We start from the raw sequence: 22,270 nt of genomic DNA on the forward strand, positions 1-22,270 counted from the left end.
TGAGGAATATACAGTACCTGCCAATTATAGATGTGTAAACATCTGGACGTCTAAATAACGAATTTCACAAGGGGCACACCATGACAATCCGCAATCACACTCTCGGTTTCCCTCGCGTTGGCCTGCGTCGCGAGCTGAAAAAAGCGCAAGAAAGCTACTGGGCGGGTAACGCCACCCGTGAAGAGCTGCTGGCGGTGGGACGCGAGCTGCGCGCCCGTCACTGGGATCAGCAAAAACAGGCGGGCATTGACCTGCTGCCGGTGGGCGATTTCGCCTGGTACGACCATGTTCTGACGACCAGCCTGCTGCTTGGCAACGTGCCGGCTCGTCATCAGAACAAAGATGGATCGGTAGATATCGATACCCTGTTCCGCATCGGCCGTGGCCGTGCACCAACGGGGGAGCCAGCGGCAGCGGCGGAAATGACCAAGTGGTTCAACACCAACTATCACTATATGGTGCCGGAGTTCGTCAAGGGCCAGCAGTTCAGGCTGACCTGGACGCAGCTGCTGGATGAAGTGGACGAAGCGCTGGCGCTGGGTCATCAGGTGAAGCCCGTATTGCTGGGGCCAGTCACCTACCTGTGGCTGGGTAAAGTTAAAGGCGAGCAGTTTGACCGACTCAGCCTGCTGAAGGATATTCTGCCGGTCTATAAACAGGTACTGATTGAGCTGGGGAAACGCGGCATACAGTGGGTACAAATCGACGAACCTGCGCTGGTGCTCGAACTGCCCAAGGTTTGGCTCGATGCCTTCAAACCGGCGTATGAGGCACTCACCGGTCAGGTAAAACTCCTGCTGACCACCTATTTCGAAGGCGTGACGCCAAACCTGAAAACCATTACCGCGCTGCCGGTTCAGGGCCTGCACGTTGACCTCGTACACGGTAAAGATGACGTGGCGGAACTGCATAAGCGGCTGCCAGCGGACTGGCTGCTCTCTGCCGGTTTGATCAACGGCCGTAACGTCTGGCTTGCCGATCTCACTGAGAAATACGCCCAGATTAAGGACATCGTTGGCAAACGTGAGCTGTGGGTGGCCTCTTCCTGTTCTCTGCTGCACAGCCCGATCGATCTGAGCGTCGAAACCCGTCTGGATGCCGAGGTAAAAAGCTGGTTTGCCTTCGCCCTGCAAAAGTGCGAAGAGCTGGCCCTGCTGCGCGACGCGCTGAACAGCGGCGACACGGCGGCAATAGCAGAATGGAGCGCACCGATTCAGGCGCGCCGTCACTCGGCTCGCGTCCATAACCCGGCGGTGGAAAAACGCCTGGTGGCCATCACCGCCCAGGACAGCCAGCGTCAGAGCCCGTATGAAGTGCGCGCCGACGCGCAGCGCGCCCGCTTCAACCTGCCTGCGTGGCCGACCACCACAATTGGTTCCTTCCCGCAGACCACCGAGATCCGCGGCCTGCGTCTGGATTTCAAAAAAGGCAATCTGGATGCGAATCACTACCGCACCGGTATCGCCGAACACATCAAGCAGGCGATTATCGAGCAGGAACGTCTGGGTCTGGACGTGCTGGTGCACGGTGAGGCCGAGCGTAACGACATGGTGGAATACTTCGGTGAACATCTGGACGGTTTCGTGTTTACCCAGAACGGCTGGGTGCAGAGCTACGGCTCCCGCTGCGTGAAGCCACCGGTGGTTATCGGTGACGTCAGCCGCCCGGAAGCGATCACCGTGGAGTGGGCGAAATACGCGCAGTCCCTGACGGACAAGCCGGTGAAAGGCATGCTCACCGGTCCGGTAACGATTCTTTGCTGGTCCTTCCCGCGTGAAGACGTGACCCGTGAAACCATCGCGAAGCAAATTGCGCTGGCATTGCGTGACGAAGTGGCCGATCTCGAAGCCGCAGGCATTGGCATCATCCAGATTGACGAACCGGCGCTACGCGAAGGCTTGCCGCTGCGCCGCAGCGACTGGGATGCGTATTTACAGTGGGGCGTGGAAGCGTTCCGCATCAACGCCGCGGTCGCGAAGGACGACACCCAGATCCACACCCACATGTGTTACTGCGAATTTAACGACATCATGGATTCGATTGCCGCGCTGGACGCTGACGTGATCACCATCGAGACCTCGCGTTCAGACATGGAACTGCTGGAGTCGTTTGAAGAGTTCGACTACCCGAATGAGATTGGGCCGGGCGTGTACGACATTCACTCCCCGAACGTGCCGAGCGTGGAGTGGATTGAAGCCCTGTTGAAAAAAGCGGCTCAGCGCATTCCGGCAGAACGCCTGTGGGTGAACCCGGACTGCGGACTGAAAACCCGCGGCTGGCCGGAAACCCGTGCAGCGCTCGCCAACATGGTGAAGGCGGCGCAGAACTTGCGTCAGGGTTGAGGCGTTAGTCACTTCCGTTATGTAGGCCCGGCAAGGCGTAACCGCCACCGGGCTTTTTTTACGCTTTCTTCCCGCCGTACTGACTAAACCACGCCAGCATTCTCTGCCAGCCATCTTTGGCTGATTCCGCGTGATAGCTCGGACGATAATCGGCGTTAAACGCATGCCCGGCGTCCGGGTACACCACAATCTCTGCCTTTGCATTTGCTGCGCGGAGCGCATGGCGCATGGTCTCTACCGAATCCAGCGAAATACCGGTGTCCTGACCGCCGTACAGCCCTAACACCGGGGCATTTAACTCAGTGGCAATATCAACGGGATGTTTCGGTGAATTCAGCGTTTTTTCACCCACCAGTTTGCCGTACCAGGCGACAGCGGCTTTGAGTTGCGGGTTATGCGCGGCATACAGCCAGCTAATGCGTCCGCCCCAGCAGAAACCGGTGACCAGCAGGCGGTGTGGATCGCCCCCGTTGCGCGCCGCCCAGCTAGCGACGTGATCGAGATCGGCCAGTACCTGAGCGTCAGGAACTTTGCTGACCAGGTTACTGAGCAATGTGGGAATATCGCTGTAGTCGTTCGGATCGCCCTGACGGAAGTAGAGCTCTGGGGCAACGGCCAGATACCCTTCCAGCGCCAGCCGGCGGCAGAGGTCGCGAATGTGTTCGTGAACCCCAAAAATCTCCTGAATCACAATCACGATGGGCAGCGGGCCGTCTGCCGATTTTGGCCGTGCGTGATAAGCAGGCATATTCTCCCCCTGCGAGGGAATGGAGGTCTCACCCGCGGTAATTGCCGCTTCTGGCGTCGACACGATGGTTGAAGCATGCGGAGCCGCAGCAGGTGCAAATCCGGTTTTTTCAGTCATGGCATTCTCCGTACCAATGAGTTAGCGCAAAGGTAAATATAGACACCAGGTTAACAACTCACAGTGCCTTAAACGGTCTATCTTTTGTGCAGCACCTGGCGATATAACTTGTTAATGTGATGTGAATCACTTTTTGATGGAAAATTAATGCAATCATTTTCATTCATGGTGAGGCGCGTCACGAAATTAAGCTTACCGCTTCTGTAAAGTACCGTTTTACTTCTTCTGACTAACCGACCCACAGAGGAGTCACCTATGTCTAAGTCTGATGTTTTTCATCTCGGCCTCACCAAAAACGATTTACAAGGGGCTACGCTCGCAATCGTCCCGGGCGATCCTGAGCGTGTGGAAAAGATCGCCGCGCTGATGGATAAGCCGGTCAAGCTGGCAGCTCATCGTGAATTCACCACCTGGCGTGCAGAGCTGGATGGTAAAGCCGTGATCGTGTGTTCTACCGGTATCGGTGGCCCGTCTACTTCTATTGCTGTTGAAGAGCTGGCGCAGCTGGGCATTCGTACTTTCCTGCGTATCGGTACCACCGGCGCTATTCAGCCGCATATCAACGTTGGTGATGTGCTGGTCACGACCGCGTCCGTGCGTCTGGACGGGGCGAGCCTGCACTTTGCACCAATGGAATTCCCGGCGGTGGCTGATTTCGAATGTACGACTGCGTTGGTTGAAGCCGCGAAATCCGTAGGCGCAACCACCCACGTGGGCGTAACCGCCTCTTCCGACACCTTCTACCCGGGCCAGGAACGTTACGACACCTTCTCAGGCCGCGTAGTCAGCCGCTTCAAAGGCTCAATGGAAGAGTGGCAGTCCATGGGCGTGATGAACTACGAAATGGAATCCGCAACGCTGCTGACCATGTGCGCAAGCCAGGGTCTGCGTGCCGGTATGGTGGCGGGCGTTATCGTCAACCGTACCCAGCAGGAGATCCCGAACGCCGAAACCATGAAGCAGACCGAAAGTCATGCGGTAAAAATAGTGGTGGAAGCCGCGCGTCGCCTGATCTAATCCTCTCTTCTGAAAACAAAGGCCGACACGTTCGGCCTTTATTTTTTGCGTAGCGCCTCGCAGGAAAACCCTTTCAAACTGGACGTTTATACAGCACAATTCTATTTTGTGCGGGTAATACGTTGATGCAGGGGGCATTGTGGATATCTCAGTCCTGATTTATGCGGTGATTGCGCTGGCGGGCGTGGCGATAGGCTGGCTCATTTCCAGCTATCAGCATGCACAGCAGAAGGCCGACCAGCTGGCCGAGCGAGAAGAGATAGTCGCCGATTTAAGCGCGGCAAAACAGCAGCTTGCTCTGAGTGAACACTGGCGAGATGAGTGTGAACTGCTCAATAACGAGCTGCGCAATCTGCGTGATATCAACACCTCACTGGAGGCCGATCTCCGCGAAGTGACCACCCGCCTCGAATCCACCCAGCTTCATGCGGAAGACAAAATCCGCCAGATGATCAACAGCGAGCAGCGCCTCAGCGAACAGTTTGAGAACCTCGCCAACCGTATTTTCGAGCACAGCAACCGCCGCGTTGACGAACAGAACCGCCAGAGCCTGAACAGCCTGCTGACGCCGCTGCGCGAACAGCTGGATGGTTTTCGCCGCCAGGTGCAGGACAGCTTTGGCCAGGAAGCCCGCGAACGTCACACGCTGGCGCATGAGATTCGCAATCTTCAGCAGCTGAATGCGCAAATGGCACAGGAAGCGGTAAACCTGACCCGCGCGCTTAAAGGGGATAACAAAACGCAGGGCAACTGGGGAGAAGTGGTGCTGACCCGCGTACTGGAAGCCTCTGGCCTGCGGGAAGGGTATGAATACGAAACGCAGGTGAGTATCGAAAACGATGCCCGCTCGCGTATGCAACCGGATGTGATTGTGCGGCTGCCGCAGGGCAAAGATGTGGTGATTGACGCCAAAATGACGCTCGTTGCCTACGAACGTTACTTTAATGCGGAAGATGACTACACGCGTGAGTCTGCCCTCCAGGAGCACATAGCCTCCGTGCGTAACCACATTCGCCTGCTCGGCAGAAAAGACTATCAGCAGCTGCCGGGGCTCCGCTCGCTCGACTATGTATTGATGTTTATTCCTGTTGAGCCGGCGTTCCTGCTGGCGCTGGACAGACAGCCTGAACTAATCACCGAAGCGCTGAAAAATAACATTATGCTGGTGAGTCCAACCACGTTGCTGGTGGCCCTGCGGACGATTTCAAACCTGTGGCGCTATGAACACCAGAGCCGTAATGCCCAGCAGATCGCCGATCGCGCCAGCAAGCTGTACGATAAAATGCGCCTGTTCGTGGACGATATGTCTTCCGTTGGGCAAAGCCTGGATCGCGCGCAGGATAACTATCGTCAGGCAATGAAAAAACTCTCTTCTGGGCGCGGCAATCTGCTTGCACAAGCCGAAGCTTTCCGCAGCCTGGGGGTGGAGGTCAAACGCGAGATTAATCCGGAATTGGTTGAACAGGCCACAGAGCAGGATGAAGAGTTCAGGCTGCGTGAGGGCGCTGTTGGGCAAAATACTGGCAGTGAAGACAACGATTTAGCGGCGGAATTATCGCCAGAGTCGTCGCCAGCGCGTTTCTTTCGCGGTGGTTGAATCGTAGGGCAAATGCGCCCAATCTGTTACACTTGACCGACATTTTACTTTACTGATTAGCAGGCTCTGAGATGGCTGACGATTCACAAGACACAACGCACTTTGGCTTTCAGACTGTAGCCAAAGCGCAGAAAGCTGACATGGTGGCCCACGTATTTCATTCCGTGGCGGCGAAGTACGATGTGATGAATGACCTGATGTCGTTCGGCATTCATCGCTTGTGGAAGCGCTTCACCATTGACTGTAGCGGCGTGCGTCGCGGACAAACTGTGCTGGACTTAGCCGGCGGTACGGGCGATTTAACCGCGAAATTCTCCCGTCTGGTGGGCGAAACTGGTCGCGTTGTTCTCGCAGATATTAATGACTCTATGCTGAAAATGGGACGCGAGAAGCTGCGTAACATCGGCGTGGTGGGGAATGTGGAATATGTGCAGGCAAACGCCGAAGCGCTGCCGTTCCCGGACAATACCTTCGACTGCATCACTATCTCCTTCGGTCTGCGTAACGTTACCGATAAAGAGAAAGCGCTGCGCTCCATGTACCGTGTGCTGAAACCGGGTGGACGCCTGCTGGTGCTCGAGTTCTCCAAACCTATTATTGAGCCGCTGAGCAAAGCTTACGACGCCTATTCCTTCCACGTGCTGCCGCGCATCGGTGAGCTGGTGGCCAACGATGCGGAAAGCTACCGCTATCTGGCGGAATCTATCCGTATGCACCCGGATCAGGACACATTAAAAGCTATGATGCAGGATGCAGAATTTGAGAACGTTGAATATTTCAACCTGACGGCGGGTGTCGTCGCGCTGCATCGCGGTTACAAATTCTGAGTGGAGGTGTCCCGTGCCCTTTAAACCCTTAGTCTCCGCAGGCATCGAGAATGTACTGAATGCTTTTCTGTATCGCGCTCCGGCGCTGAAAGCCGCACGTCAGCGGTTGAACGGGAAGGTATTACGTATTGTTTTAAAAGAGTTCTCGACGCCGCTTGTGCTGGTCTTCAGCGAACGCCAGCTTGACGTTCTGGGGGAGTGGGAAGCCGACTGCTCGGTCATCACGCACATGAGCGTGCTGCCAAAACTGCGCGATCGGCAACAATTAACGGCGCTTATCCGCAGCGGTGAACTGGAAGTGGAGGGCGACATTCAGGTCGTGCAGAACTTCGTTGCGCTCACCGATCTGGCAGAGTTCGATCCGGCAGAACTGCTCGCGCCCTTCATCGGCGACATTGCCGCCGAAGGCATCGGGAAATTCCTTCATGGCGGCGCGTCCTTTGCACGCAAAAGCTTTCAACGTCAGCAACGCTATACGGCGGAAGTGCTGACGGAGGAGTGGCGAATGGCACCCGGGTCACTGGAAGTTGCGTGGTTTGCGGAAGAGACCGCTGCTACTGAACGTGCGGTTGATGCGTTAACCAAACGGCTGGAAAAACTGGAGGGCAAATGACGCCTGGTGAAATTCGGCGCCTCTATTTCATTATTCGTACCTTTTTGAGCTACGGGCTCGATGAGCTTATCCCCAGAATGCGTATTACGCTGCCGCTTCGCATCTGGCGGCGGATGCTGTTCTGGATGCCCAATCGCCATAAAGGTCAGCCGCTGGGCGAGCGTCTGCGCCTGGCGCTGCAGGAGCTTGGTCCGGTGTGGATTAAGTTCGGACAAATGCTCTCGACCCGCCGCGATCTCTTCCCGCCTCTGATTGCTGATGAGCTCGCGATGCTGCAGGATCGCGTCGCACCGTTTGACGGCGCGCGCGCGAAAAAGCAAATTGAAGAGGCGATGGGAAATATTCCCGTCGAGAGCTGGTTTGACGATTTCGATATTCAGCCACTGGCGTCGGCCTCTATCGCACAGGTGCACACCGCGCGTCTGAAAGAAAACGGCAAAGAAGTCGTTATTAAAGTCATTCGTCCGGACATCCTGCCCATCATCAAAGCAGACATGAAGCTGATTTATCGTCTGGCGCGCTGGGTGCCGCGCTTGCTGCCGGACGGGCGTCGTCTGCGTCCGATGGAAGTGGTGCGGGAATATGAAAAAACGCTGATTGATGAGCTTAACCTGCTGCGCGAATCGGCAAACGCCATTCAGCTGCGTCGTAACTTTGAAAACAGCCCGATGCTCTATGTACCTGAAGTCTATTCTGACTACTGCAGCCAGAACATGATGGTGATGGAGCGTATTTACGGTATTCCGGTTTCGGATGTGGTGGCCCTGGAAAAACAGGGAACGAACATGAAGCTGTTGGCCGAACGTGGCGTACAGGTCTTCTTTACCCAGGTGTTCCGCGACAGCTTTTTCCATGCGGACATGCACCCAGGCAACATCTTCGTGAGCTACGAACACCCTGAAGATCCGAAGTATATCGGTATCGACTGCGGGATTGTGGGGTCGCTGAATAAAGAAGATAAACGCTATCTGGCTGAGAATTTCATCGCTTTCTTCAACCGCGACTACCGCAAAGTGGCCGAGCTGCACGTCGATTCCGGCTGGGTTCCACCGGACACCAACGTCGAAGAATTCGAGTTTGCGATCCGGACCGTTTGCGAACCGATTTTTGAAAAACCGCTGGCGGAAATCTCCTTCGGGCACGTGCTGTTAAACCTGTTCAACACCGCTCGCCGCTTTAATATGGAAGTTCAGCCGCAGCTAGTTTTACTTCAGAAAACATTACTTTACGTTGAGGGTGTAGGCCGACAGCTCTATCCTCAGTTAGACTTGTGGAAGACCGCGAAACCTTTCCTGGAATCCTGGATTAAGGATCAGGTTGGCATTCCGGCGCTGGTGCGTTCGCTGAAAGAGAAAGGCCCGTTCTGGATAGAGAAAATGCCTGAAATTCCTGAACTGGTTTATGACAGTTTGCGTCAGAGCAAGAACCTTCAACACAGTATGGATAAAATCGCCCGCGAGCTTCAGTCCAGCCGCGTTCGTCAGGGACAGTCACGCTATCTCTTTGGGATTGGCGCAACGCTGCTGCTGAGCGGTACGCTGCTGCTGATCAACCGTCCGGACTGGCAGATGATGCCCGCCTGGCTGATGGCTGGCGGAGCTGTTGTCTGGCTGGTCGGCTGGCGAAAAACGCTCTGAGTTCGTCGCCTTCGACGGGCCGCATACGTATAATGCGGCCTGACTAATTAATCATCTATTCCTGAGGAACATGTATGGGTGGTATCAGTATCTGGCAATTGTTGATCATTGCCGTCATCGTTGTGCTGCTGTTTGGCACCAAAAAGCTCGGTTCTATTGGTTCCGATCTGGGCGCGTCTATCAAAGGCTTCAAGAAAGCGATGAGCGATGATGAGAGTAAGCAGGATAAAACCAGCCAGGACGCTGACTTTACTGCTAAATCCATCTCCGACAAGCAAGAAGAAGCCAAAAAGGAAGAAGCCAAAAAGGAAGACGCCAAAAGCCACGATAAAGAGCAGGTGTAAGCCGTGTTCGATATTGGTTTTAGTGAGCTGTTGCTGGTCTTTGTGATTGGCCTGATCGTGTTGGGGCCGCAGCGTCTGCCGGTTGCAGTGAAAACCGTTGCAGGCTGGGTGCGTGCGCTGAGATCGCTGGCATCGACCGTTCAGAATGAGTTGGCTCAGGAGCTTAAGCTGCAGGAATTTCAGGAAAGCCTGAAAAAGGTTGAGAAGGCGAGCATGGATAACCTGACGCCGGAACTGAAAGCCTCAATGGATGAACTGCGTGAAGCGGCGGAATCCATGAAGCGCTCTTACAGCGTCAACGATCCTGAAAAAGCGAGCGATGAAGCGAACACCATTCATAACCCGGTGGTGAAGGGCAGCGAGGAGCAGCGTGAGGGCGTAACGCCAGCCAGCGCTGAACATCAGGCTGCCGCGCCGGAACAGACGCCGCAGGAAACCGAAGTGAAAAAACAGGCGCAGCCGGAAGACCCCGTGATAAAAGTGGCGGAGACTAAGCCCGTTGCACCTGTTTCCGAATCATCCCCCTCGTCGAGTGATAAAGCGTAAACATGGCAGTAGATGATACTCAACCGCTCATTACGCACCTCATTGAGCTGCGTAAGCGCCTGTTAAACTGCATTATTGCGGTTCTTGTTATTTTTCTATGCCTGGTCTATTTCGCCAACGATATCTACCAGGTTGTCTCTGCACCGTTGATTAAGCAGATGCCGCTGGGCGCAACGATGATTGCGACGGACGTGGCTTCTCCGTTCTTTACCCCCATTAAGCTTACCTTTTGGGTATCGCTGATTGCCTCTGCGCCGGTCATTCTGTATCAGGTCTGGGCATTTGTGGCGCCGGCCTTGTATAAGCATGAACGTAAGCTGGTGATCCCGCTGCTGGTATCCAGCTCCTTGCTGTTTTATATCGGCATGGCGTTTGCCTATTTCGTTGTCTTCCCGCTGGCCTTCGGCTTCCTGACGCACACCGCACCGGAAGGGGTTCAGGTGTCGACGGATATCGCCAGCTACCTCAGTTTTGTGATGGCGTTGTTTATGGCGTTCGGCGTGGCATTCGAAGTGCCGGTGGCCATTGTGCTGCTTTGCTGGGTAGGGGTAACCACGCCGGATGACCTGCGTAAGAAGCGTCCGTATATCCTGGTAGGCGCATTTGTGGTCGGTATGCTGCTGACACCGCCGGATGTTTTCTCGCAGACGCTGCTGGCCATACCGATGTACTGCCTGTTTGAGGTCGGCGTATTCTTCTCGCGTTTCTACGTGGGTAAAGGGCGTCGATCGGATGACGAAGACGATACGTCCGACAAGACCACTGAAGAGTAAAACCAGCCGCCCGTCAGGGCGGTTGTTATATGGGGATTAGCATGTTTGATATCGGACTCAACCTGACCAGCTCGCAGTTTGCGAAAGATCGCGATGAGGTGGTTGCGCGTGCTTTTGACGCTGGCGTAAAAGGACTGTTGTTGACGGGGACCAACCTGCATGAAAGCGAGCAGGCACAGCAGCTGGCGCAACGCTACGATCGTTGTTGGTCTACCGCTGGCGTGCATCCTCATGACAGCAGCCAGTGGGCCCCGGCTAGTGGCGAAAACCTGTACAGGCTCGCGAAGACGCCAGACGTTGTGGCTATCGGCGAATGCGGTCTCGATTTCAACCGTAACTTTTCAACGCCTGAAGAGCAGGAAAGGGCTTTCACTGCTCAGCTTGCACTGGCGGCAGAGCTTGAAATGCCCGTATTTATGCACTGCCGCGACGCGCATGAGCATTTCCTGGCACTTCTGGATCCGTGGCTGGAGAAACTGCCCGGCGCGGTGCTGCACTGCTTTACCGGCTCCCGGCAGGAGGCGCTGGATTGCCTGAAGCGAGGGCTTTATCTGGGCATTACGGGCTGGGTTTGCGATGAGCGCCGCGGGCTTGAGCTTCGGGAACTGTTACCGGCGATCCCGGCTGACAGGTTGCTCTTTGAAACCGATGCGCCTTATCTGCTGCCGCGCGATATGAAACCCAAACCGGCATCACGGCGAAATGAGCCCGCCTGGCTGGGGCACATTGTTGAGAGCGTAGCGAAGTGGCGCGGAGAGGATCCGCAATGGCTTTCCGCGCAGACGGATGACAACGTGCGTACTCTGTTCGGGATACGTTTTTAAACTTTGCGGAAGTCGGTGTTTTTAACGCTCTGAAGCACCTGCTTGTTCAGCAGATTGAGCAACAGCATGGAGCGTGCTTCACCGTCCGGTTCGGCAAAAATCGCCTGCAGACCTTCGAAAGCACCTTCTGTAATAACAACGCAATCGCCCGTGTAAGGGGTTTCCGGGTCGGTGATCCCTTCAGGCTGTTGATAAATTGATAGCTGATGAATGACCGTCGGCGGAACCGTTGCCGGATGAGCACCAAAACGGACAAAGTGGCTGACGCCGCGCGTTGCGCTGATGGTGGTAGTGTGGATGACTTCCGGATCGAACTCCACGAACAGATAGTTCGGGAATAACGGCTCACTCACGGTTGTGCGCTTCCCGCGCTGCATCTTTTCAAGCGTGATCACGGGCGTCAGGCAATTTACAGACTGACGTTCAAGATGTTCCTGCGCGCGCTGAAGTTGCCCGCGTTTGCAATACAGTAAATACCAGGCCTGCATAATCACTCTTTCCCTTAGTTCGGGGCGCAAGCATATCAAAACCCTGGCGGGATCGCTAAGTTGATTATAATGGGGGAAAACGGAACAGAACGCATAAGTTCACGCTTGTTTAACAAAATTACAGCATCAAGCAGGCTTACGCCGTATAATGAAGCGCTTACAGAGAGGCCATGATTAACTGCATGAAATACCACGATCTCCGCGACTTCCTGACGCTGCTGGAAAAGCAGGGTGAACTCAAACGCATTACACTTCCTGTTGATCCTTATCTGGAGATGACAGAAATAGCTGACCGCACCCTGCGTGCCGGTGGCCCCGCCTTACTGTTTGAAAATCCGAAAGGGTACTCCATGCCGGTGTTGTGCAACCTGTTTGGTACACCACGTCGTGTCGCACTGGGGATGGGGCAGGAGGATGTCACGGCGCTGCGTGAAGTGGGTAAACTGCTGGCGTTTCTGAAAGAGCCGGAGCCACCAAAAGGCTTCCGCGATCTGTTCGACAAACTGCCGCAGTTTAAGCAGGTGCTGAACATGCCCACCAAACGCCTGCGTGGCGCGCCGTGCCAGCAGAAAGTGCTGGAAGGCGATGCGGTAGATCTGACCAAAATCCCTATCATGCAGTGCTGGCCTGAAGATGCCGCTCCGCTGATCACCTGGGGGCTTACCGTTACGCGCGGCCCGCACAAAGAGCGTCAGAATCTGGGTATTTACCGCCAGCAGTTGATTGGCAAAAATAAGCTCATCATGCGCTGGCTGTCGCATCGCGGCGGCGCACTCGATTTCCAGGAGTGGTGTGCTGCGCATCCGGGTGAACGTTTCCCGGTGTCTGTCGCGCTAGGTGCCGATCCGGCCACCATTCTCGGGGCGGTAACGCCCGTACCGGATACGCTCTCTGAATATGCGTTTGCAGGCCTGCTGCGCGGGACCAAAACGGAAGTCGTGAAGTGTATCTCTAACGATCTCGAAGTCCCGGCCAGTGCAGAAATTGTGCTGGAAGGTTACATTGAGCAGGGGGAACTGGCACCGGAAGGCCCCTATGGTGACCACACCGGCTATTACAACGAAGTGGATAACTTCCCGGTGTTTACCGTTACGCACATTACCCAGCGTGAAGATGCGATTTATCACTCCACCTACACCGGACGTCCACCGGACGAACCAGCGGTACTGGGCGTGGCGCTGAATGAGGTGTTTGTGCCCATCCTGCAAAAGCAGTTCCCGGAAATCGTTGATTTTTATCTGCCGCCTGAAGGATGCTCGTATCGTATGGCGGTGGTCACGATGAAGAAGCAGTATCCTGGTCACGCTAAACGCGTGATGATGGGCGTATGGTCTTTCCTGCGCCAGTTTATGTATACCAAATTTGTAATTGTCTGCGATGATGACGTTAACGCCCGCGACTGGAATGACGTCATTTGGGCCATTACCACCCGAATGGACCCGGCGCGCGATACGGTGTTAGTCGAAAACACGCCGATAGATTACCTGGATTTTGCCTCGCCGGTTTCCGGCCTTGGTTCAAAAATGGGACTGGATGCCACAAATAAATGGCCTGGCGAAACCGACCGTGAATGGGGTCGCCCGATCAAAAAAGATCCTGCCGTGACCGCGCGAATTGACGCGATCTGGGACGAACTGGCCATAATGAGTAACGGTAAGCCTGGATCTGACCGTTAAGCCCTATAGACTTCCCGACAGAGAGAGCGAATGACAACCTTAAGCTGTAAAGTGACCTCGGTAGATGCCATCACCGACACCGTATATCGCGTCCGTATAGTGCCAGAAGCGCCATTCTCTTTCCGCGCTGGTCAGTACTTAATGGTCGTGATGGATGAGCGTGATAAGCGTCCTTTCTCTATGGCCTCAACGCCAGCAGAGCAGGAATTTATTGAGCTTCATATTGGTGCGTCAGAGCTTAACCTGTATGCGATGGCGGTAATGGATCGGATCCTGAAGGAACGTGAAATCGTGGTGGATATTCCACACGGTGATGCGTGGCTGCGCGATGACGAAGACCGTCCGCTGATCCTGATTGCTGGCGGTACAGGCTTCTCGTATGTGCGTTCTATTCTGTTGACCGCCCTGGCGCGTAATCCAGACCGTGATATCACCATTTACTGGGGTGGCCGCGAAGAGAAACATCTGTACGACCTGTCTGAGCTGGAAGCGCTGAGCGTAACCCATCCTAACCTGCGCATTGAACCGGTGGTTGAACAGCCGGAAGAGGGCTGGCGTGGGCGTAGCGGTACGGTGCTGACGGCGGTACTGCAGGATCATGGCACTCTGGCAGGGCACGACATCTATATCGCTGGCCGCTTTGAGATGGCGAAAATTGCCCGCGATCTGTTCTGTAATGAACGTGACGCGCGTGAAGACCGTCTCTTCGGCGATGCGTTTGCCTTCATTTAAATAAAAAACCCGCCCCTGACAGGCGGGAAGAACGGCAACTAAACTGTCTCTCTTCGCCAATGACGCCAGTGGCGGTGAGAACCTCTCGTAGGCCGGGAAAGCGCAGCGCCTCCCGGCAAAAGCCCGATGGCGCGATGCTTATCGGGCCTACGTTATAGCCTTACACTCTCTCAAACACCGTCGCGATACCCTGACCCAACCCAATACACATCGTTGCCAGACTAAACTGAGCATCTTTGCGTTCCATCAGGTTAATCAGCGTTGTGCTGATACGCGCCCCGGAGCAGCCCAGCGGGTGACCGAGGGCGATCGCGCCGCCGTTGAGGTTAATCTTCTCGTCTACCTGATCCATCAGCCCCAGATCTTTAATGCATGGCAGGATCTGTGCGGCGAAAGCCTCGTTCATCTCAAACAGGTCGATATCGCTGGCGGTTAATCCCGCTTTTTTCAGCGCCAGCTTTGAAGCCGGAACCGGACCGTAACCCATGATCGAAGGATCGCAGCCCACGACTGCCATCGAACGTACCCGAGCGCGAGGCGTTAACCCCAGCTCGCGAGCGCGGCTTTCACTCATCACCAGCATTGCGGCTGCCCCGTCGGACAGCGCCGACGAAGTACCTGCCGTGACCGTACCGGTGACCGGATCAAACGCAGGTCGTAGGGTGGAAAGTGCTTCTACGGTGGTTTCCGGGCGGATCACTTCGTCGTAGCTGAACTGCTTCAGAACGCCGTCAGCATCGTGACCGCCGGTCGGGATGATCTCATTCTTAAAGGCACCGGATTGTGTCGCGGCCCATGCGCGAGCGTGAGAGCGGGCGGCGAAGGCATCCTGCATTTCACGACTGATGCCGTGCAGACGAGAGAGCATCTCAGCGGTCAGGCCCATCATCCCCGCAGCTTTCGCCACGTTACGGCTCATGCCAGGGTGGAAATCGACTCCGTGGCTCATCGGTACGTGACCCATATGCTCCACGCCGCCGACCAGGCAGGCCTGGGCATCGCCGGTCATGATCATACGTGCCGCGTCGTGCAGCGCCTGCATGGATGAACCACACAGCCGGTTAACGGTAACGGCCGAAACTGAATGCGGGATCTCCGCCAGCAGTGACGCATTACGGGCGATGTTGAAGCCCTGCTCCAGGGTCTGCTGCACGCAGCCCCAGTAGATATCGTCGAGCGCAGCAGGATCCAGCGCCGGGTTTCGCGCCAGCAGGCTACGCATAAGATGCGCGGAGAGGTCTTCCGCACGCACGTTACGGAATGCACCGCCTTTTGAACGGCCCATCGGGGTGCGAATCGCATCAACAATGACAACCTTTTCCATTGTGACTCCTTAAGCCGTTTTCAGCTCGCCAACCGGACGGGCTGGCTCAACTGATGGATAATAGGGTTCGTTATGGCGCGCCTTATTGCGCAGCCCTTCCGGCACTTCATACAGCGGGCCGAGGTGCTGATACTGCTGAGCCATATCGAGATAACGGGCGCTGCCGAGCGTGTCCAGCCAGCGGAACGCGCCGCCGTGGAATGGAGGGAAGCCCAGGCCGTACACCAGCGCCATGTCGGCTTCTGCCGGGCTGGCGATGATGCCTTCTTCGAGGCAACGCACCACTTCGTTGATCATCGGAATCATCATTCGGGCGATGATCTCATCGTCGGTGAAGTCGCGTTTCGGCTGACTGACGTCGGCCAGCAGGCCATCCACCACGGCATCTTCTTCTTTCTTCGGTTTACCTTTGCTGTCTTCTTTATAGCGCCAGAAGCCCAGGCCGTTTTTCTGACCGAAGCGGTTGGCGTCGAACAGGGCGTCAATCGCGTCGCGATAATCTTTCTGCATGCGCTGCGGGAAGCCCGCCGCCATGACTGCCTGAGCGTGGTGGGCGGTATCAATACCGACCACATCCAACAGATACGCAGGGCCCATTGGCCAGCCGAACTGTTTTTCCATCACTTTATCGATTTTGCGGAAGTCTGCACCATCGCGCAGCAGCTGGCTGAAACCGGCGAAGTAAGGGAACAGGACGCGGTTGACGAAGAAGCCCGGACAGTCGTTGACCACAATCGGCGTCTTGCCCATTTTGCTCGCCCACGCCACCACTTTGGCGATGGTATCGTCAGAAGTTTTTTCCCCACGGATCACTTCGACCAGCGGCATACGGTGTACCGGGTTGAAGAAGTGCATCCCGCAGAAGTTTTCCGGACGCTTCAGCACGCTTGCCAGCTCGCTGATTGGAATGGTGGAGGTGTTAGAAGCCAGCACGGTCTCAGGACGAACCTTGTCTTCCGTTTCCGCGAGAACTGCTTTTTTGACTTTCGGATTCTCGACGACGGCTTCGACCACCACGTCGACACGGTCGAAACCGCTGTATTCCAGCACAGGCTGGATGGTGGAGATCACACCCGCAAGTTTCAGCCCGTCAATTTTGCCGCGCTCCAGCTGTTTATTCAGCAGCTTGGCCGCTTCGGTCATGCCCAGCGTCAGGGATTTCTCGCTGATGTCTTTCATCACTACCGGCACGCCTTTACAGGCCGACTGGTAAGCGATGCCGCCACCCATAATGCCAGCGCCGAGTACCGCCGCATGTTTTGGCGTCTCAACGTTTTTGGTCAACTGTTTGGCTTTCCCTTTCACGAACTGATCGTTGAGGAAGATACCGACCAGCGCGCGAGCTTCATTGGTGTGCGCCAGCGGGACAAAGCTCTGATTTTCAAGCTTCAGCGCTTCGTCGCGACCAAGGCGAGCCGCGGCTTCAATGGTTTTCACCGCCGTGATTGGTGCCGGATAGTGTTTACCTGCCGTCTGCATCACCATGCCTTTGGCGATGGTGAAGCTCATGGTGGCTTCAATCTTACTGAGCTTTAACGGCTCCAGCTTCGGCTGACGTTTGGCTTTCCAGTCGAGATCGCCGTTAATCGCCTGACGCAAAATGGCGACAGCGCCTTCAATAAGTTTCTCTGGTTTAACGACGCCGTCGACCAGGCCAATTTTCTGCGCCTGTTCTGCACCAACATCTTTACCTGCGGCAATAATCTCGAGTGCACTGTCTGCACCCAGCATGCGCGGCATACGCACGGAGCCGCCAAAGCCCGGCATGATACCCAGCTTCGTTTCCGGCAGGCCAATGCGCAGGTCCGGCGTAGCCAGGCGGTAATCAGTGGCTAACACGCATTCGCAGCCACCGCCCAGCGCGTAGCCGTTAACGGCGGAAATAGTCGGGACGGGCAGATCTTCCAGACGGTTAAAGACGCTGTTCGCAAAGTGCAGCCACTGGCTCAACTGTTCTTCAGGCACCAGGAACAGCGAGAGGAATTCGGTGATATCGGCACCGACAATAAAGGCCGCTTTGTTCGATCGCAGCAGCAGCCCTTTTAATTCAGTTTGTTTTTCAAGTACATCCAGCGCCTGGCCAAGACTGGCCACCGTCGCGGTATCGAGCTTGTTCACTGAGCCGGGGGCATCGAACACCAGTTCGGCAATGCCATCTTCCAGCCAGTTGAGGTACAGGGTGTCGCCTTTGTAAAGCATGTCAGTCTCCTGAATCCAGCAAGTGGATCTGGTCATACCAGATGAAACGGAGTGTGGAATTTATGTTAATAAAATGCAAATTACTCATTAAGAAATTGCTGCATTGATCACGGTCGGTGGAAATCACGCAGCTGGAGAGAGGTGTGCTAAGATGCGATGACTTGAGCTCAAGAAAACGTAAGGATGAATGATGGACTCACTGGCTTCGCTTTATAAAAATCATATCGTTACCCTACAGGAACGTACCCGTGATGTACTGGCACGCTTCAAGCTGGATGCCCTGCTGATCCACTCCGGCGAGCTGATGAATACGTTTCTTGATGACCATGCTTATCCGTTTAAGGTCAACCCGCAGTTTAAAGCCTGGGTGCCAGTAACCCAGGTGCCAAATTGCTGGCTGCTGGTGGATGGCGTGAACAAGCCGAAACTGTGGTTCTACCTGCCGGTCGATTACTGGCACAACGTTGAACCGCTGCCGACCTCTTTCTGGACGGAAGAAATTGATGTTATTGCGCTGCCAAAAGCGGACGGCATTGGCAGCCAGCTGCCTGCCGCGCGTAGCAATATCGGCTACATTGGTCCGGTTCCGGAGCGAGCCTTAGGTCTGGATATTCCGGCAGACAAACTTAACCCGAAAGGGGTGCTGGATTACCTGCACTATTACCGCGCGTATAAAACCGACTACGAACTTTACTGCATGCGTGAAGCGCAGAAAACGGCAGTGAATGGCCACCGCGCCGCGCACGAAGCGTTCCAGTCGGGTATGAGCGAGTTCGACATCAACCAGGCTTACCTGACCGCGACAGGCCACCGCGATACCGACGTGCCGTACAGCAATATTGTTGCGCTAAACGAGCATGCTTCCGTCCTGCATTACACCAAACTCGATCACCATGTACCGTCTGAGATGCGCAGCTTCCTGCTTGACGCAGGTGCCGAGTACAACGGTTACGCAGCTGACCTGACCCGTACCTGGGCAGCGAATGCGGATACCGATTTCGCGCAGCTGATCAAAGACGTCAACGATGAACAGCTGGCGCTTATTGGCACCATGAAAGCGGGTACCAGCTATGTGGATTACCACATCCAGTTCCATCAGCGCATCGCGAAGCTGCTGCGTAAGCATCAGATTGTGAAAGACATGAGCGAAGAGGCGATGGTCGAGAACGATCTGACCGGGCCATTCATGCCGCACGGTATTGGTCACCCGCTGGGCCTGCAGGTTCACGACGTAGCGGGTTTTATGCAGGATGATACCGGTACGCATCTGGCGGCACCGTCTAAATATCCTTACCTGCGCTGCACCCGTATTCTTGAGCCGCGTATGGTGCTGACGATTGAACCGGGGATCTACTTTATCGAATCCCTGCTGGCGCCATGGCGTGAAGGTCAGTTCAGCAAGCACTTCAACTGGGAAAAAATTGAGGCGCTGAAACCGTTTGGCGGTATTCGCATCGAAGATAACGTCGTGGTTCACGAAAACGGTATTGAGAACATGACGCGAGACCTGAAGCTGGCCTGATGGAAAGCTGGCTGATACCGGCTGAACCGGTCACCTTTGTTGAGGAAATCAAGAAAAGTCGCTTTATTACGCTGCTGGCGCATACCGACGGCGTAGAAGCGGCAAAAGCGTTTGTCGAGTCCGTTCGGGCTGAGCATTCTGACGCACGCCACCACTGCGTGGCGTGGGTGGCAGGGCCGCCGGACGATTCGCAGCAATTGGGGTTTTCCGACGACGGTGAACCGGCGGGAACGGCCGGTAAACCCATGCTTTCGCAGCTGATGGGCAGCGGCGTGGGTGAGATTACCGCCGTGGTGGTGCGCTACTACGGCGGCATTTTGTTAGGTACCGGTGGGCTGGTCAAAGCGTATGGCGGAGGGGTTCAGCAAGCGCTGAATATACTCATAACCACCCGCAAAACGCCGCTCACCGAATATACTTTACTGTGTGATTACGCCCAGTTATCCGGCATCGAAGCATTGCTGAGGCCGTTTAACGGTGTCATCGCACACAGTGAATATCAGGCAATGGTGCAATTACGCGTGGCGCTTCCTCAGGCGGAACTGGCTGCTTTTTCAGCAAAACTTGCTGATTTTAGTCGTGGTTCGTTGCAATTGCTGCCGATTGAAGAATAATCCCCACCTCACTTTTGAATACCAAAGGAAGCGGCAGAGATGCATTTTCGTGCCATAACCCGAATCGTTGGACTGCTGGTCATACTCTTTTCCGGGACGATGATTCTCCCTGGACTGGTGGCGCTTATCTACCGGGACGGCGCGGGACGGGCATTTACCCAGACCTTCTTTGTCGCGCTGGCGATTGGCTCGCTGCTGTGGTGGCCGAACCGTCGGCAGAAAGGTGAGCTGAAATCTCGCGAAGGATTTCTGATTGTGGTCCTGTTCTGGACGGTGCTGGGAAGCGTCGGTTCGCTGCCCTTTATCTTCTCTGAACAGCCTAACCTCAGCATCACGGATGCCTTTTTTGAATCGTTCTCGGGTTTAACGACGACCGGAGCGACGACGCTGGTAGGTCTGGATTCGCTACCGCACGCCATTCTCTTTTATCGCCAGATGCTGCAGTGGTTCGGTGGTATGGGGATCATCGTCCTGGCCGTGGCCATCCTGCCTATTCTGGGCGTGGGTGGGATGCAGCTCTATCGCGCCGAAATGCCCGGGCCGCTGAAAGATAACAAGATGCGCCCGCGTATTGCCGAGACGGCGAAAACCCTGTGGCTGATTTATGTCTTGCTGACGGTAGCCTGTGCGCTTGCGCTATGGTTTGCCGGGATGCCTGCTTTTGATGCTATCGGACACAGCTTCGCGACGATCGCGATTGGTGGGTTCTCCACTCACGATGCCAGCGTCGGCTACTTCGACAGCCCTACGATAAATACCATCATTGCGATTTTCCTGCTGATCTCCGGCTGTAACTATGGCCTGCACTTCTCTTTACTGAGCGGGCGCAGCCTGAAGGTGTACTGGCGCGATCCGGAGTTCCGCATGTTTATTGGTGTCCAGCTTACGCTGGTCATCATCTGTACCCTGGTGCTGTGGTTCCACGATGTTTATAACTCGGCGTTGACGACCCTGAATCAGGCGTTCTTCCAGGTGGTATCGATGGCGACGACCGCCGGGTTTACCACGGACAGCATTGCGCGCTGGCCGCTGTTCCTGCCGGTGTTGCTGCTGTGCTCTGCGTTTATTGGTGGCTGTGCGGGGTCAACGGGCGGTGGTCTGAAGGTAATTCGTATTCTGCTGCTGTTCAAACAGGGCAACCGTGAGCTGAAACGTCTGGTCCACCCAAACGCGGTCTACAGCATCAAACTGGGTAACCGCGCGCTGCCGGAACGTATCCTCGAGGCGGTGTGGGGATTCTTCTCGGCGTATGCACTGGTCTTTATCGTCAGTATGCTGGCGATTATCGCGACAGGGGTGGATGATTTCTCCGCCTTTGCGTCCGTCGTAGCAACATTGAACAACCTTGGGCCTGGCCTGGGGGTTGTGGCGGATAACTTTGCCAGCATGAACCCGGTCGCGAAATGGATCCTCATCGCCAACATGCTGTTTGGTCGTCTTGAGGTCTTTACGCTGCTGGTGCTGTTCACCCCTACATTCTGGCGCGAGTAAGGAGCCGTTGATGAAAACACTGATTCTTTTCTCTACGCGAGACGGACAAACGCGTGAGATTGCCGCGTATCTGGCGTCGGAATTAAAAGAGCTGGGTATTTACTCGGATGTGGTAAACCTGAATCGCGCGGAGCAAATTGCCTGGCAGGATTACGACCGCGTGGTGATTGGCGCGTCAATTCGTTACGGGCATTTCCATCCGGCGCTGGATCGCTTTGTGAAAAAGCACACGGCGGTGCTCAATAAATTGCCCGGTGCGTTTTACTCGGTCAATCTGGTCGCGCGTAAAGCTGAGAAGCGTACGCCGCAGACCAACAGCTACACGCGCAAGTTTTTACTCAGCTCGCCGTGGCAGCCAGACCTGTGCGCCGTTTTTGCCGGCGCGCTGCGCTACCCTCGCTATCGCTGGTATGACCGCTTCATGATCCGCCTGATTATGAAGATGACGGGGGGCGAAACCGATACGCGTAAAGAAGTGGTTTATACCGACTGGTCGCAGGTGGCCAGTTTTGCACGGGAAATAGCGCATTTAACGGGCAATTCGCGACTTAAATAAGCGTTAAGTTTGAAAAGTGAGCGAACGAAAAGTTTTTTGTATTTTGTGCTTGTCACACCGGAATAACTCCCTATAATGCGCCTCCACTGACACGGAACAACGGCATGCACGCCGCCGGGTCAGCAGAGAAAAGCGAAAATAAACGCTTGACTCTGAAGCGGGAAAGCGTAATATGCACACCCCGCGCCGCTGCGAAAAGCGAAGCGGCACTGCTCTTTAACAATTTATCAGACAATCTGTGTGGGCACTCAAAGTGACATGGATTCTTAACGTCGCAAGACGA

Annotated in this window: 20 protein-coding genes; 16 read left to right on the forward strand and 4 right to left on the reverse strand. The window is 55.4% G+C overall.

Features of this window, described 5'->3' with window-relative positions; genetic code table 11:
• Positions 1-80: 80 nt before the first annotated feature.
• Entirely contained in the window at positions 81-2,342 is a 2,262-nt protein-coding gene (metE, locus tag E3U32_RS11960; RefSeq protein WP_134348968.1) for a 5-methyltetrahydropteroyltriglutamate--homocysteine S-methyltransferase, read from the forward strand.
• Between the two features lie 58 nt (positions 2,343-2,400).
• On the opposite strand, the gene E3U32_RS11965 is transcribed toward metE, so the two are convergent.
• Entirely contained in the window at positions 2,401-3,207 is an 807-nt protein-coding gene (locus tag E3U32_RS11965; RefSeq protein ID WP_023333795.1) for a dienelactone hydrolase family protein, read from the reverse strand.
• Positions 3,208-3,462: 255 nt separating this feature from the next.
• On the opposite strand from E3U32_RS11965, the gene udp reads away from it, so the two are divergent.
• The 9 genes from udp to tatD all read left to right on the forward strand — a co-directional run bounded on the left by udp (position 3,463) and on the right by tatD (position 11,385).
• Positions 3,463-4,224, forward strand: a complete 762-nt coding sequence (gene udp / locus E3U32_RS11970; RefSeq protein ID WP_003860792.1) for a uridine phosphorylase — start codon at positions 3,463-3,465, stop codon at positions 4,222-4,224.
• Between the two features lie 139 nt (positions 4,225-4,363).
• A complete protein-coding gene (gene rmuC / locus E3U32_RS11975) occupies positions 4,364-5,821 on the forward strand; it encodes a DNA recombination protein RmuC (RefSeq protein ID WP_134348969.1) in 1,458 nt (485 codons plus the stop codon).
• Positions 5,822-5,892: 71 nt separating this feature from the next.
• Complete coding sequence (gene ubiE, locus E3U32_RS11980) at positions 5,893-6,648, forward strand: bifunctional demethylmenaquinone methyltransferase/2-methoxy-6-polyprenyl-1,4-benzoquinol methylase UbiE (protein WP_023309612.1); 756 nt, start codon at positions 5,893-5,895, stop codon at positions 6,646-6,648.
• Positions 6,649-6,661: 13 nt separating this feature from the next.
• A complete protein-coding gene (gene ubiJ, locus E3U32_RS11985; RefSeq protein WP_134348970.1) occupies positions 6,662-7,261 on the forward strand; it encodes a ubiquinone biosynthesis protein UbiJ in 600 nt (199 codons plus the stop codon).
• Positions 7,258-8,898 carry a ubiquinone biosynthesis regulatory protein kinase UbiB gene (gene ubiB, locus E3U32_RS11990; protein ID WP_134348971.1) on the forward strand — a complete coding sequence of 547 codons (1,641 nt, stop codon included), beginning with the start codon at positions 7,258-7,260 and terminating at the stop codon, positions 8,896-8,898. Before ubiJ ends, ubiB begins: the two co-directional genes overlap by 4 nt.
• Positions 8,899-8,972: 74 nt before the next feature.
• Positions 8,973-9,242, forward strand: a complete 270-nt coding sequence (tatA, locus tag E3U32_RS11995; RefSeq protein WP_134348972.1) for a Sec-independent protein translocase subunit TatA — start codon at positions 8,973-8,975, stop codon at positions 9,240-9,242.
• Positions 9,243-9,245: 3 nt separating this feature from the next.
• A complete protein-coding gene (tatB, locus tag E3U32_RS12000) occupies positions 9,246-9,788 on the forward strand; it encodes a Sec-independent protein translocase protein TatB (protein ID WP_134348973.1) in 543 nt (180 codons plus the stop codon).
• A 2-nt stretch (positions 9,789-9,790) separates the two neighbouring features.
• Positions 9,791-10,561, forward strand: coding sequence for a Sec-independent protein translocase subunit TatC (gene tatC, locus E3U32_RS12005; RefSeq protein WP_008501520.1), 771 nt, complete (start codon positions 9,791-9,793; stop codon positions 10,559-10,561).
• Positions 10,562-10,602: 41 nt separating this feature from the next.
• Positions 10,603-11,385, forward strand: coding sequence for a 3'-5' ssDNA/RNA exonuclease TatD (tatD, locus tag E3U32_RS12010; protein ID WP_134348974.1), 783 nt, complete (start codon positions 10,603-10,605; stop codon positions 11,383-11,385).
• Here tatD and rfaH read toward each other — a convergent pair.
• Positions 11,382-11,873 (reverse strand): transcription/translation regulatory transformer protein RfaH, encoded by a 492-nt coding sequence (rfaH, locus tag E3U32_RS12015; protein ID WP_134348975.1) that lies wholly within the window; start codon positions 11,871-11,873, stop codon positions 11,382-11,384. The two genes, tatD and rfaH, sit on opposite strands and share 4 nt — an antisense overlap.
• 170 nt (positions 11,874-12,043) lie before the next feature.
• Between rfaH and ubiD the strand changes: the two genes are divergently transcribed.
• Positions 12,044-13,549 (forward strand): 4-hydroxy-3-polyprenylbenzoate decarboxylase, encoded by a 1,506-nt coding sequence (ubiD, locus tag E3U32_RS12020; RefSeq protein ID WP_166790934.1) that lies wholly within the window; start codon positions 12,044-12,046, stop codon positions 13,547-13,549.
• 30 nt (positions 13,550-13,579) lie between these two features.
• The gene (fre, locus tag E3U32_RS12025; protein WP_134348977.1) at positions 13,580-14,281 is read left to right on the forward strand and encodes an NAD(P)H-flavin reductase; all 702 of its coding nucleotides are present in this window, start codon (positions 13,580-13,582) and stop codon (positions 14,279-14,281) included.
• Positions 14,282-14,441: 160 nt separating this feature from the next.
• Here fre and fadA read toward each other — a convergent pair whose 3' ends face one another.
• The gene (fadA, locus tag E3U32_RS12030) at positions 14,442-15,605 is read right to left on the reverse strand and encodes an acetyl-CoA C-acyltransferase FadA (RefSeq protein ID WP_134348978.1); all 1,164 of its coding nucleotides are present in this window, start codon (positions 15,603-15,605) and stop codon (positions 14,442-14,444) included.
• A gap of 9 nt (positions 15,606-15,614) precedes the next feature.
• Complete coding sequence (gene fadB / locus E3U32_RS12035; protein WP_134348979.1) at positions 15,615-17,804, reverse strand: fatty acid oxidation complex subunit alpha FadB; 2,190 nt, start codon at positions 17,802-17,804, stop codon at positions 15,615-15,617.
• Between the two features lie 190 nt (positions 17,805-17,994).
• Between fadB and pepQ the strand changes: the two genes are divergently transcribed.
• The 4 genes from pepQ to hemG are packed head-to-tail and all read left to right on the forward strand — an operon-like array spanning position 17,995 to position 21,987.
• Positions 17,995-19,326, forward strand: coding sequence for a Xaa-Pro dipeptidase (gene pepQ / locus E3U32_RS12045; protein WP_134348984.1), 1,332 nt, complete (start codon positions 17,995-17,997; stop codon positions 19,324-19,326).
• The gene (locus E3U32_RS12050; RefSeq protein WP_134348981.1) at positions 19,326-19,940 is read left to right on the forward strand and encodes an IMPACT family protein; all 615 of its coding nucleotides are present in this window, start codon (positions 19,326-19,328) and stop codon (positions 19,938-19,940) included. Before pepQ ends, E3U32_RS12050 begins: the two co-directional genes overlap by 1 nt.
• A gap of 39 nt (positions 19,941-19,979) precedes the next feature.
• The gene (gene trkH, locus E3U32_RS12055; RefSeq protein ID WP_023309600.1) at positions 19,980-21,431 is read left to right on the forward strand and encodes a Trk system potassium transporter TrkH; all 1,452 of its coding nucleotides are present in this window, start codon (positions 19,980-19,982) and stop codon (positions 21,429-21,431) included.
• A 10-nt stretch (positions 21,432-21,441) separates the two neighbouring features.
• The gene (hemG, locus tag E3U32_RS12060) at positions 21,442-21,987 is read left to right on the forward strand and encodes a menaquinone-dependent protoporphyrinogen IX dehydrogenase (protein WP_059385436.1); all 546 of its coding nucleotides are present in this window, start codon (positions 21,442-21,444) and stop codon (positions 21,985-21,987) included.
• Positions 21,988-22,270 lie beyond the last annotated feature (283 nt).

Origin of the sequence: Lelliottia nimipressuralis (genome assembly GCF_004402045.1) — a bacterium.
In the GTDB taxonomy this organism is placed as follows: Bacteria; Pseudomonadota; Gammaproteobacteria; order Enterobacterales; family Enterobacteriaceae; genus Enterobacter; species Enterobacter chinensis.

Coding starts and splice junctions, on each gene's coding strand:
- ubiD (WP_166790934.1), top strand. CDS start 12,044: ATGATTAACTGCATGAAATACCACGATCTCCGCGACTTCCTGACGCTG.
- rfaH (WP_134348975.1), bottom strand. CDS start 11,873: ATGCAGGCCTGGTATTTACTGTATTGCAAACGCGGGCAACTTCAGCGC.
- pepQ (WP_134348984.1), top strand. CDS start 17,995: ATGGACTCACTGGCTTCGCTTTATAAAAATCATATCGTTACCCTACAG.
- fadB (WP_134348979.1), bottom strand. CDS start 17,804: ATGCTTTACAAAGGCGACACCCTGTACCTCAACTGGCTGGAAGATGGC.
- hemG (WP_059385436.1), top strand. CDS start 21,442: ATGAAAACACTGATTCTTTTCTCTACGCGAGACGGACAAACGCGTGAG.
- fre (WP_134348977.1), top strand. CDS start 13,580: ATGACAACCTTAAGCTGTAAAGTGACCTCGGTAGATGCCATCACCGAC.
- ubiE (WP_023309612.1), top strand. CDS start 5,893: ATGGCTGACGATTCACAAGACACAACGCACTTTGGCTTTCAGACTGTA.
- tatA (WP_134348972.1), top strand. CDS start 8,973: ATGGGTGGTATCAGTATCTGGCAATTGTTGATCATTGCCGTCATCGTT.
- ubiB (WP_134348971.1), top strand. CDS start 7,258: ATGACGCCTGGTGAAATTCGGCGCCTCTATTTCATTATTCGTACCTTT.
- metE (WP_134348968.1), top strand. CDS start 81: ATGACAATCCGCAATCACACTCTCGGTTTCCCTCGCGTTGGCCTGCGT.
- tatD (WP_134348974.1), top strand. CDS start 10,603: ATGTTTGATATCGGACTCAACCTGACCAGCTCGCAGTTTGCGAAAGAT.
- fadA (WP_134348978.1), bottom strand. CDS start 15,605: ATGGAAAAGGTTGTCATTGTTGATGCGATTCGCACCCCGATGGGCCGT.
- udp (WP_003860792.1), top strand. CDS start 3,463: ATGTCTAAGTCTGATGTTTTTCATCTCGGCCTCACCAAAAACGATTTA.
- tatC (WP_008501520.1), top strand. CDS start 9,791: ATGGCAGTAGATGATACTCAACCGCTCATTACGCACCTCATTGAGCTG.
- E3U32_RS12050 (WP_134348981.1), top strand. CDS start 19,326: ATGGAAAGCTGGCTGATACCGGCTGAACCGGTCACCTTTGTTGAGGAA.
- E3U32_RS11965 (WP_023333795.1), bottom strand. CDS start 3,207: ATGACTGAAAAAACCGGATTTGCACCTGCTGCGGCTCCGCATGCTTCA.
- trkH (WP_023309600.1), top strand. CDS start 19,980: ATGCATTTTCGTGCCATAACCCGAATCGTTGGACTGCTGGTCATACTC.